The 9,932-nt window shown below is 68.5% G+C and carries 12 protein-coding genes and 1 pseudogene; 2 read left to right on the top strand and 11 right to left on the bottom strand.

Going from position 1 to position 9,932, the window contains the following annotated elements; all coding sequences use genetic code 11:
* Positions 1 to 254: 254 nt before the first annotated feature.
* The 6 genes from DKL51_RS36215 to DKL51_RS08825 all read right to left on the bottom strand — a co-directional run bounded on the left by DKL51_RS36215 (position 255) and on the right by DKL51_RS08825 (position 3,306).
* Positions 255 to 407: a hypothetical protein gene (locus tag DKL51_RS36215; protein WP_243420592.1), complete on the bottom strand. Its 153-nt coding sequence runs from the start codon at positions 405 to 407 to the stop codon at positions 255 to 257.
* A 286-nt stretch (positions 408 to 693) separates the two neighbouring features.
* Positions 694 to 948 (bottom strand): GNAT family N-acetyltransferase, encoded by a 255-nt coding sequence (locus tag DKL51_RS08845; protein ID WP_165824271.1) that lies wholly within the window; start codon positions 946 to 948, stop codon positions 694 to 696.
* Positions 942 to 1,190, bottom strand: a complete 249-nt coding sequence (locus DKL51_RS08840) for a hypothetical protein (RefSeq protein WP_109964806.1) — start codon at positions 1,188 to 1,190, stop codon at positions 942 to 944. Before DKL51_RS08840 ends, DKL51_RS08845 begins: the two co-directional genes overlap by 7 nt.
* 101 nt (positions 1,191 to 1,291) lie before the next feature.
* The gene (locus DKL51_RS08835) at positions 1,292 to 1,738 is read right to left on the bottom strand and encodes a hypothetical protein (RefSeq protein WP_123809631.1); all 447 of its coding nucleotides are present in this window, start codon (positions 1,736 to 1,738) and stop codon (positions 1,292 to 1,294) included.
* A gap of 193 nt (positions 1,739 to 1,931) precedes the next feature.
* Positions 1,932 to 2,756 carry a hypothetical protein gene (locus tag DKL51_RS08830; protein WP_109964804.1) on the bottom strand — a complete coding sequence of 275 codons (825 nt, stop codon included), beginning with the start codon at positions 2,754 to 2,756 and terminating at the stop codon, positions 1,932 to 1,934.
* A gap of 166 nt (positions 2,757 to 2,922) precedes the next feature.
* On the bottom strand, positions 2,923 to 3,306 hold the full coding sequence (locus DKL51_RS08825; protein ID WP_109964803.1) for a DUF5990 family protein: 384 nt from the start codon (positions 3,304 to 3,306) through the stop codon (positions 2,923 to 2,925).
* 223 nt (positions 3,307 to 3,529) lie between these two features.
* Here DKL51_RS08825 and DKL51_RS08820 point away from each other — a divergent pair, with 223 nt between their 5' ends.
* Positions 3,530 to 5,137, top strand: a complete 1,608-nt coding sequence (locus DKL51_RS08820) for a DUF885 domain-containing protein (protein WP_243420591.1) — start codon at positions 3,530 to 3,532, stop codon at positions 5,135 to 5,137.
* A gap of 242 nt (positions 5,138 to 5,379) precedes the next feature.
* Here the strand turns inward: DKL51_RS08820 and DKL51_RS08815 are convergent.
* Positions 5,380 to 5,592, bottom strand: a pseudogene (locus tag DKL51_RS08815) (GNAT family N-acetyltransferase); the annotation flags it as partial.
* A gap of 162 nt (positions 5,593 to 5,754) precedes the next feature.
* Positions 5,755 to 6,366, bottom strand: coding sequence for a TetR family transcriptional regulator (locus DKL51_RS08810; protein ID WP_109964802.1), 612 nt, complete (start codon positions 6,364 to 6,366; stop codon positions 5,755 to 5,757).
* Positions 6,367 to 6,387: 21 nt separating this feature from the next.
* Here DKL51_RS08810 and DKL51_RS08805 point away from each other — a divergent pair, with 21 nt between their 5' ends.
* Complete coding sequence (locus DKL51_RS08805) at positions 6,388 to 7,554, top strand: FAD-dependent monooxygenase (RefSeq protein ID WP_260428431.1); 1,167 nt, start codon at positions 6,388 to 6,390, stop codon at positions 7,552 to 7,554.
* Between the two features lie 115 nt (positions 7,555 to 7,669).
* Here the strand turns inward: DKL51_RS08805 and DKL51_RS08800 are convergent, their stop codons facing one another.
* The 3 genes from DKL51_RS08800 to DKL51_RS08790 form a co-directional block, all read right to left on the bottom strand.
* Positions 7,670 to 7,981 carry a hypothetical protein gene (locus DKL51_RS08800; protein WP_109964809.1) on the bottom strand — a complete coding sequence of 104 codons (312 nt, stop codon included), beginning with the start codon at positions 7,979 to 7,981 and terminating at the stop codon, positions 7,670 to 7,672.
* A 463-nt stretch (positions 7,982 to 8,444) separates the two neighbouring features.
* The gene (locus tag DKL51_RS08795) at positions 8,445 to 9,485 is read right to left on the bottom strand and encodes an IS110 family RNA-guided transposase (protein WP_109964801.1); all 1,041 of its coding nucleotides are present in this window, start codon (positions 9,483 to 9,485) and stop codon (positions 8,445 to 8,447) included.
* Between the two features lie 86 nt (positions 9,486 to 9,571).
* The coding region (locus tag DKL51_RS08790) for a transposase (protein ID WP_148097753.1) at positions 9,572 to 9,932 on the bottom strand (361 nt) is incomplete at its 5' end.

Here is a 9,932-nt window from a genome sequence, read left to right as displayed (position 1 = left end):
CGCAGGCCATGAGAGAGCCACACCAATGACACCGGTGGGCAGCCGCAATGTGGGAGCGTCTCGCCGAGCACCTGGACCGAGTCTGGCCGGACATCGATCCTGCAGGAAGTCTCTAAGTAGCCGCGATCCGCGCGCTACCGGTGGATGATGGGCGCGCGGGAGAGGCTGGCAGGGGGGGTGCCGAAGCTCGGACGTTCGCGGGCCGCCGTCGCCACTGAGGTGTGAGGCTCATCGGGAGGGGCCCCGGGTGGTGCTTAGCGCGGAGCGCGTCGGTCTGCTACGGCGTACGAGGCGGCCGCGGTGAGCGCCGAGACGGCCAGCACGGCGGGCCAGGCACCGATGCGCTTCGCCAGCGGATGCGACAGGCCGAAGGCCCCGATGTAGGCCGCGACCAGGCCTGCGGTCACGGCCGGATTCGTCCGCCGGGCCCACTCGCATCCCGCTAGCACACCGCCCGCCGCAAGGACCACGCCGCCGAGGGGACGGTTACCGGTCCGGCGGGCGAGCTGCCATCCGCCGATGAGGGAGCCCGCGGTGGTCGCTGCGGTAGGGAGACGCATTCCACGACCGTACCCTGCTGCAGGATCGCCTGCGGATCGTTGCAGATGCCTCACCTCACCACCGCTGATCGCGCTTGAGCCGCCCTGTCGTGCCGACGTCAGAACGTCGACGGGAGGCTGAGCGCGGGTGTGGTCAAGACTCACCGATGAGCGACGGGTCGGCGCTTCTGCGCATGAGCCGGGACTGGCCGACCTGATCGGTGAAGCCCCACCGTCGGTAGAACGCGATCAGGTCGGGCTGGCATACCAGCTCGATGCTCTTGACGTCAGCAACCCGGGGATGCCCGAGAGCAGCGTCTATGATCATCGCGCCTACGCCCGTACCGCGAACCGCGGGTGCCACGATGACGTCCAGAATGATGGCCAGGTACGTCGCGTCCGTCAGCACCCGGGCAAAGCCGACCAGTCGCCGGATGCTCGGTCGATCGCCGTCACCACGACATCAGATCCGGCGAGTATTCCGCGGGTCTCGCTCTCCGTGCGCCGGGTCGCCCACCATGCCGAGGCGAACAGGTCCATCAACTGCGGCACCTGAATGGCCTCGACGTCGTGCGAGATCTCGATCGAGGAGAGGGTCACCGCGTCAGCGTTCCAGATTCTCTCAGTGGGCGCACTGATCTGCCGCGGCACGCGCGTTCGGTCGCGCACTCAAATGCCGCAGACCGTGCGCCCGCTCGTGCCGACGCACGGTTGAGGGCGAGCGATGATCCGATCCCGGAGGGCTGGCAGGCTCAGTCGAGCAACCAGCCGTGTAGTTGCGTGCCGTACGGAGTCAGGGCGAGCACCGCCAGCGCGAACCACATCCCCGTGCCGATCATGAGCCAGCCGAACCCCTTCCGGTCGCCGATCCGCCAGGTGCGGACAAGGGATGGCACCCCGAGAACCAAGGCCACGAACGCGACCGGGTAGACGAACATCGCCACCACCCGACTGATCTCGAACACCCACACCAGCGGGTTCCACAACGAGTCCGGGCCGGCTGGCGGAAGCGAGTCCTTCGGGTCGCCCAACCGTTCCAGCCCCGGGTCCAGCACAGCCGGGAGATCGTCGGTGTGCAGCGCGGCCATTAGCAGCACACCGAAGCTGCCGACCAGGCACACCGCCAGCAACAGCAATTGCGCCGATACCACTACTCGGCCGCCGAATGAGGCGGCCGAGGCCTGATCCTCTCGACTCATCGGCGCAACGTGCACGCTCGCCGTCGACTTCGAAAGCCCCCGTCGGCAGGCAGGCTCAGCGCCTCCGTGACCGCACGACCGGCATCGGCGGTCATTCGCTCATGGCCGCGATGCACGCGTTCGACCATGCTCTCGAAACGTCCGACTCTGCCGAGATGAGTGCGTTTCGTGGCTTCATGCAAGATGACGTGGGTCACCCGTGGCCGAGTTCTTGCCATCCGGGCCATCGCCAACTGTGGATCTCAGACCAGGTTGTTGCGAGACCGGCGGAGAGCGCGCCGCCGAAAGCCACGGTTCCCTCGTGGGATGCGTAGGCGATCCAGTCGTGATGCTCGTCGCTCCAAAGACCTTCGGGCCCGGTGTACCTCGGGGCGAAGATCTCGACATCCAGTAGGTAATCGGCGCCGTACTCGCGCAACTCGACTACACGCGGGCGGCGCAGGTCTCGCAGCACCCGGCGGACCTGGTCAACGCCGTCGTCCTCCCACATCGATTCTCCGGTCAGCACCAGGACGTCTTGCGGAACCGAGCTGCTCAGTAATGGGTACCACCGGCCGTCCTGCACACCCCATCGCCGCTGCAGCGACGTGCGCCAGGCTGATGATTCCTCAGGCGCCAGCACGCGTCGGTACGGGACCGGATCGGTGCGGAGGTTGGGCTGCGCTCCCCAACGCTGCACGTTTGCAGCGAACAGCCGGCGCTCATCGACGATGGCGTGTGCCTCGATCTCGTCGTCCGGTGACTTGGTGAACGGGGAGTCCGCACTCTCGGCAGCCGCGAGTAGCGTGTTGGTGACTACGTCAACGCCCGGAAGCCGGTCCGGATCGAGCCGCTCAACCTCTACGAGGATGGCTTCCACGGCGTTGTAACGAGGAAAAATCCGCTTCGCTTCGGTGGTGTAGTGGTACCCATCGGCTTGGCGGCCATCGTTGGGCAGCTGGCTGTACTCCCTCCGCAGCTCCTCATATCGCGCCGTCAGGTAGCGGCGCGACGCCCAGTGCAACGTTTTGGATTCCACGCGGGCATTCTCTCCGATCACTCCACGGCACCAGATCTGCCAGGCACACGCCGTTCGTCGCGAGCAAGACGAAGACTCGAGACCTTCCAGTTCCTGGCTCTGCAAGCTTCACAGGTGCACGGATCTGCCACGAGTGGCGCGCGCCGCGCTGCGCGCGCATGGCGTATCACCCTATGCGCACCGCAGGCGCATCTAGGCGCGCGCAACGAGGCATGCCTGCCTCGTCCGTGAGGTCGATGTCGACTGTGACCTCCTCCGCGCCCACGGGAAGGTCGCCCAGCATGAGCTTCGCGCGCCTGAACATGCTGAACGATCCATCGGTGACGGTTCCCCACGTCAGGTAGATGAAGCGCTCGCCCTTTCGGCCATGCACGGCCGGGCCGCGGAAGTCGCCGTCGTCGGTGCGCACCGCGGTCACCCACTCCGCGCCGTCAGCGTCTCCGGGGACAAGCCCTACCGGCTCACGGCCAACCTGCAGCCCGACATGGATGCCTTCGTAGGCACCGCAATTTCGGCCTGGCAGATGATGCCCACGAATGACCAGTCGCATGCCCTGATCGTACGGGCCTAGGCATTGGGTGCGGACGCCCAGGCGAACGTCCGGATCTGCCGGATCTGCCGCTGACCGCGCGCCGGTGACCGGATCTGCCGATGAGGGGAAGTTGTCAGATGGTTCTGAACCGCTCACCGCGATCGATGCAGGCTCGCACCACGGAAGCTAGCGCAAGGCCCTAGCATTGCCCCATGATCGAGGACTTCGCGGATTGGCTCCTGTGCGACATGGCCGGCCTCGACCCCTGCACAGCGGTCGTCGAGGCTGGCGAGCAGGATGTCGACGGGCTTACCGACTACGGCCCGGAGGGCCACCAGGCCCGCGCCGACCTCGCAGCCCGCGCCCTGCGCGAGCTCGAGATCTTGGTGACGCACTGCCGGCCGCAACCCCGCTGCACGCCCACCTCGCCGAACGGCTGCATACGCGTATCGCCTTCCACGACGCCGGGGAGGACCTGCGCGAACTGCACGCGGCGGCCACCGGTCCACTCCAGCTCATCCGCCAGGCTGTCGAGGCCGCGGTTCCCGGCCGCGGGGCCGAGGGCGCGGCCTTCGAGGAGGGCTGGGCTCGTGTCGGCGCACGCCTGGCCGCGATCCCCGCGGCCCTGGACGGGTATGCCCGCAGCCTCTTACTCGCCGCGGACCGCGGCAATTTGCCGGCGCGGCGTCAAGTGGAGCTCGTCACGCAGCGCTGCCGCAACTGGATCGACGACGATGTCGCCCTGGTGGATCGCTACGGCGAGGGGCGTCAGCGGGCGTCGTTGCAGGCCGCAGCGACGGGCGCGCGAGAGGCGTACCAGAAACTGGCCGAGATGCTGACCGCGGACCTAGCACCGCGGGCCGTTGAGGAGGAAGCGTTCGGCCAGCAGCGGTACGCGCTCTGGGTGCGCACCTTCCTCGCGGCCCAGCCTGACCTGCGCGAGCTGTACGACTGGGGCTGGGACGAGTTCCGAGCGATAGAGGCAGAGCTGATCGCGGAAGCGAAGGCCCTGGGCGGGAGCGTGCCAGAGGTGCTCTCCTGGCTCGCCAGCCCCGACGCGCCCGGCACGCTGCACAGCAGGGAGGCGTTCGCCGCGTGGCTGCAGGAGCTGTTGGAGGCCGCCATCGAGCGACTGGACGGCGTGTACTTCGACATCCCCGCCCCGCTGCGGCGTATCGAGTCGCGGTTGACCACGTCGTCCGGCATTGCCTATATCGGGCCCTCGCGGGACCTGGCGCGGCCGGGCCGGGTCTGGTGGTCCCTCCCCGAGGACGCAGCGAGTTTCCCCACCTGGTACGCCTACAGCACCGCCTATCACGAGGGCGTCCCCGGCCACCACCTCCACCTCGGCTCCGAGGTCTGCCGGGGAGGCCTCGGGCAGCGGCTGAACCTGCTCGGCGGCCTCTCCGGCAGCCAGGAGGGCTGGGCACTGTACGCCGAGCGGTTCATGGACGAGCTCGGGCTCTATGAACAGCCGGGTGCTCGACTGGGACATCTATACATGCAGCTCCTGCGGGCGGCACGGGTTGTGCTCGACATCGGCCTGCACCTGCGACTGCCGATGCCCTCTGGTGACAGAGCAGTGTGGACGCCGGATGCCGCGCTGGAGCTGCTGCGGGACCGCTGTCACCAGGGGCCGTACGCCTCCGCGGAGCTCGGGCGTTACCTGGGCCGGCCAGGGCAGGCGCTGGCCTACAAGGTGGGTGAGCGCGTGTGGCTGGCCGGCCGCTCGTCCTTCCCCGGCGACCGGCGCGCATTCCACCGTCACGCCCTGGAGCTGGGTTCGCTGGGCTTGGATCAGTTGACGGCCTCCCTCCAGGGCGACCGCGCACCACTCGCACCGCGGTGAAACAAGCCAGGGACCGCGCTTGTAGCTGCACGTCCTTGACGTCCGGCCAGTCTGAACCAGGCCAGACTTAACAGCGCGTAAGACCTCGGTATATCAACACGATCATGATCTATTTCCACGTCCGGATCTGCCGCGATGTGCGCGCTACCCGATGTCATCGACCTGGTTGGCGCCGTTGGCCGACCTGCCGTGCTGACACCAGGACCGTCGGGTCCCGGACGAATGTAAGCCGTCGCCGGTCGTCAGGCCGGTTGCTGCTGCATGACCCAGATGGACAGGGGCTCGGTCAGGGTATGTACGACCTGCCATCCGGCACGGCGGTACACCTCGACGTTGGCCGGGTTGCTGGTCTCTAGGACCGCGGGCAGGCCGTCCGCGGCGGCTCGGCTGAGCCCAGCGTCCATGACAGCGTGACCCCACCGGCGACCGGCGCTGTCCGGGTGAGTGCCCAGGACTAGAACAGTGCACTACCCGGGCTGCCTCCGGCGGTGAGGAGGCGATCTTCAGCCCCTGTCATCCACAGTGATGTGGACAACCCGGGCCGGCACCGGCACCGGCATCTGCCCGTACGTCTCAGGAAATCCCGCCTGCGGCGTCGAGACCGCCAGTGGAGTGACCTACTGTGGTCTGATCTGCCGCCCCCATGGCCGCAGCGCCATGTCGGTGGCCTTCTGCAATGACTCGCGGATCGCGGCTGGGTCGGCTCGGCGCTCCGGGTCCTCCATCAGCGTGCTCAGGGCGCCGGTAGCCGCGCCGACGAAGGCGCCGACCAGGGCGGCGGCGCTCACCGCGTCGAGCCGGTCGGGGTAGGCCGCAGCCAGGTGCCGGGCGATCTCGCGCTGGCTCTCCCACTGCAGCTGTAGGGCGCGGCCGCGGACCGCCGGCACCTCCATGGTCAGCCGGATCCTCAGGGCGGCGAGCGGGCCGCTCATGTCCTCGCTCTCGTCGTTGGCCTTACGGAGCGCGTGCAGCAAGACATCGGCGGGCTCCTCATCCGGAGAACGGCTGGCGATCGCGTCGACCGCGACGCGCACCCTGCGGTTGGTCTCTGGGAAAAGCACATCCTCTTTGCTCGGGAAGTAGCTGAAGAACGTGCGGGTGCCGATCTCAGCGGCGGCCGCGATGTCGGCGATCGTGGTCGCCTCGTAGCCCTTCCGCTCGATCAAGTCAACGGCGGCGTCAACCAGCGCCTGCCGGGTGCGGGCCCGCTTGCGGTCGCGAAGTGACATGGAGACACCTTACTGCATGGAATGCCAGAAGGCATCCATTGCAATTATGCATTCAGTGCATTTATGCTCGGTGTCATGCGGAGGGTGCTCATCTCCGGAGCCGGCGTGGCGGGCTCGAGCCTCGCCTACTGGCTGGCTCGCGCGGGCTCGCGGCCCACGGTCGTCGAGCGGGCGAACGGGCAGCGTTCGAGCGGCAACCCGGTCGATGTGCGCGGCCCGGCTCTACCGGTGGTCGAGCAGATGGGCGTGGTCGACGCCCTGCGCGCGGCGGCCACCCAGGCGACCGGCATGCGGTTCGTCCACCCATCTGGCCGGCTGAGTCGCCGGATGTCGATGCCCGCCAAGCGCAGCGCGGCCGGCACCCCCGAGGTTGAGGTGCCGCGCGCGGATCTCGCCCGGATTCTGCACGCGGCGGCCGGCGACGACGCCGAGTTCATTTATGGCGACACCATTACCCGGCTCGACCAGCACGCAGACGGGGTCGAAGTCACCTTTGAGCGTGGCCCGGCCCGCCGGTTCGATCTGGTCGTCGGGGCGGACGGGCTGCACTCCGCGGTGCGTCGGCTCGCCTTCGGCCCCGAGGCCGACTTCGTGCGTCATTTCGGCATCTACGTGGCCACCACACCGCTCGGTGAGCCGCCCGAGGAGCCGCATGACGTGCTGCTCTACAACACGCCGGGCCGGCTCGTGGCGATGCATCCGGCCCGCGGCGAAGCGGGGGTCGCATTCATCTTCCGGCATCCCGCCATCCCGGGCTTCGACCACCGCGACTCCGCCCAGCACCGGCGGATCCTCGCCCAGGCGTATGCAGGGGAGCGTGGCTGGCGGGTGCCCGAGTTGCTGGCCCGGGCCCAGCGGGCGGACGACGTCTACTTCGACGCGGTCAGCAGGGTGATGCTGCCCTCTTGGTCCGCCGGGCGGGTGGTGTTGCTAGGCGACGCGGCGGCCTCGGTCTCGCTGTTCGGCGACGGTTCGAGCATGGCCATCGCCGGCGCCCGTACGCTGGCCGTCGCCCTCGCCGAGAGCGACCATGTCGCCGCATTCCGGCGCTACGAAACCGAGCACCGGCGTCAGACCGATCCCCAAGGGCGCGGCGCCCGTCTCGCGGCGGCGATGCTGATCCCAAAGAGCCGGGTGGGCATCATCACCCGGAACGCGCTGGCCAAGCTGCTGCCGGCCGGCCGATGATCGCTTCTGCCGCGGACCGCGCGTCACGGAACGCAGCCGGTTGTCCACGGGTGGCGGCGCGCGGACGTGCCGATGTGCGCGCTTAGTGGAATGCAAGGTCAAACGGTTCTACTGCTCAGTCGTCTTCGATGTATCCCGTGGTGGGGTCAACCATGGCCAGGAAGTTGCGGATGTTCTCCCTGTGCTCGTCGAGCGACAGGTCCGGGGTCGGACTCATACCGAATCCGTAGCCGGGGTTCGGCCCGCTAAGCCACGTGTAGTCGGTGCCACCGAACTCGTTTCGGCGGAGGGCGAACATCTCTCCATCGACTTCAAGCGTGAGCGGCGTGACGTCGGCGGCACCTTCAGTTTCGGGGCGCAGGCCGGGCACGGCCTCCGGGTGGGCCTCCCGGTCGCCATTGCCGTTGTCTGGGTAGATCGCCTTCACGCGGCCATCTTCGTGGATATGCCCGGCCGTCGCACTCAACAGGTAGGCACCCCTCTGTGTCATCCATGAAGGAGCGGGGCCGGTCAAGTCTCGGGTTTTGACCTGCTGACGTTGATTTTTCCGGTTCCGGCAATGGGTTTCGGGCAGGCGTGTGTGCGGTGCCGGGGTCAACGGCTGGGCCGTAGGCCCAACCCGCAGGGGCTTGGCCTTGACGCCGGCGCCGTGCGCGCCATGCTGGTGATGCCGGAAGACGGCGTTGTGGGTGGTCGCGTCACCAGGTTCCGACGGATGTCGGAGGGCCAGGTCGAGGGGTTCGGCTGCCGGTCATCCATTCGCCCACGGGAGTCGGGGCATGGTGGTGTGCGACCGTGACCGGACGGGGTCAATCAAGCGGGCGGCCTCGCCGTCGGCCGACGGGGGTCAGACACAAAACGACCTCGCATCCGGTCACGTCCGAACCTGCTCACGCCGCCGCCCTGGTGGCCGGTGCGAGGGCGCGGATGTGCCCGTCGCGCAGGCCGTAGTAGACGAGGGTGAGCAGCTTGCGGGCCACCGCGACGGTGGCGATGTTGCGTCCACGGCGCTCGGCGATGGCCGCCCGTCGGGAGACCAGCCAGCCGGCGCGGTGCGGGACGCTGTGGGCGGCCTCGACTGCGGCCCACCGCACCAGCGTGGAGCCTTGTTTGGTGATCCGTCCCCGGTGCACGACAAGGTCCGACTCGCGGTGCCGCGGGGTGAGCCCGGCCCACGAGGTCAGCTGCGCCGGGCCGGGGAACCGGTCGACCTCGCCGATCTCGGCGACGAACACCGCCGCCAGGACCGGCCCGATGCCGGGGATGGCCTGGATCGCGGTGTAGCCGGGGTGCCGGGAGAGTCTGGCCCGGATCGGTCCGGCGACCGCGTTGATCTCGAAGTCGACTGCGTCGATCAGCCGGCACAGCGAGGACACCCGCCCGCGGTAGGCCCCGTCCAGCGGTGCCCGGGCTAGCAGTTCCCGCCCACCAACGCCGAACAGATCCGAGACAGGGATGTGCACGCCCTGTTTGGCCAGCACCGCGTGCACGGATGCCTTCAGGCCGCTGCGCCAGGCGACCAGCTTGGCCCGATACCGCACCAGCTCCCGCAACTCGCGCACGGCCGGCGGGGCCACATACGCCTCCGGCAGCCTGCCCATGCGCAGCAGATCCGCCAGGTCCGCGGCGTCACGGGCGTCGTTCTTCACCCGCCGATAGGCGAACCCTTTCACTCCCAACGGATGCGCCAGATGCACCCGGGCGCCGACCGCGGTCAGCACATCCACCGCCCAGTACCAGCCATAGGTGGCCTCCAGGACCACCTCCGGGTCGGGACCGGCCTTGGCGATCTCCAGCCCGAGAGCGACCGGGTCATTGTCGATGCGCACCGTGTCGAGTTTCTCGCCCGTCTCGGTCATCCGCACGATCACCGACCGGCGCCGGTGCAGATCGATACCCACGATCTGCCGGCCGTCGTACTCTGCCTGCATGAGGGGCCTCCTTCGTCGTGAGACGTGAGCACCCCGAGCATCCCGCCCGGGACCCATGAGGAGCGAGGCCCCGCTCCTTCATGCCATCAAGAGGCCGCGGCGTGGGTTGTTCTAGGCTGGGGTGTGGTGGGTCCGGGAAGTGACTTTTCCGAAGTGTCGATCTCGGGGTTCAGGTCGGCCGCGCTGGATTTTAGAGTCGCCCCCGCGTGTCCTCCCGGACCCGTCTTGACCAGCTTCGCGTCGGCGACCATCTGCCGGTAGACGATGTCGGACAGCCGCCGCTTCAGTGCCCGTAGGGCCTCCATCGGGGTCTTGCCCGCGGTTAGTCTGCGCCGGTAGTAGCGGCGCCCTTCGGTGTCACGGCGGAGCTGGGCGATGGCCATGATGTGCAGCGCCCGGTTGATGCGCCGGTTCCCGGCTCTGGAGAGCCGGTGCCGGTTCTGCTCG

The sequence above is a fragment of the Micromonospora globispora genome, from assembly GCF_003857015.1.
In the GTDB taxonomy this organism is placed as follows: Bacteria; Actinomycetota; Actinomycetes; order Mycobacteriales; family Micromonosporaceae; genus Micromonospora; species Micromonospora globispora.
This window is presented reverse-complemented; position numbering and strand designations above follow the sequence as displayed.

Bases quoted from the DNA above. Each gene is read 5' to 3' on its own strand.
- DKL51_RS08795 (WP_109964801.1), bottom strand. From the start codon at position 9,485: ATGCAGGCAGAGTACGACGGCCGGCAGATCGTGGGTATCGATCTGCAC.
- DKL51_RS08810 (WP_109964802.1), bottom strand. From the start codon at position 6,366: ATGTCACTTCGCGACCGCAAGCGGGCCCGCACCCGGCAGGCGCTGGTT.
- DKL51_RS08825 (WP_109964803.1), bottom strand. From the start codon at position 3,306: ATGCGACTGGTCATTCGTGGGCATCATCTGCCAGGCCGAAATTGCGGT.
- DKL51_RS08835 (WP_123809631.1), bottom strand. From the start codon at position 1,738: ATGAGTCGAGAGGATCAGGCCTCGGCCGCCTCATTCGGCGGCCGAGTA.
- DKL51_RS08805 (WP_260428431.1), top strand. From the start codon at position 6,388: ATGCCAGAAGGCATCCATTGCAATTATGCATTCAGTGCATTTATGCTC.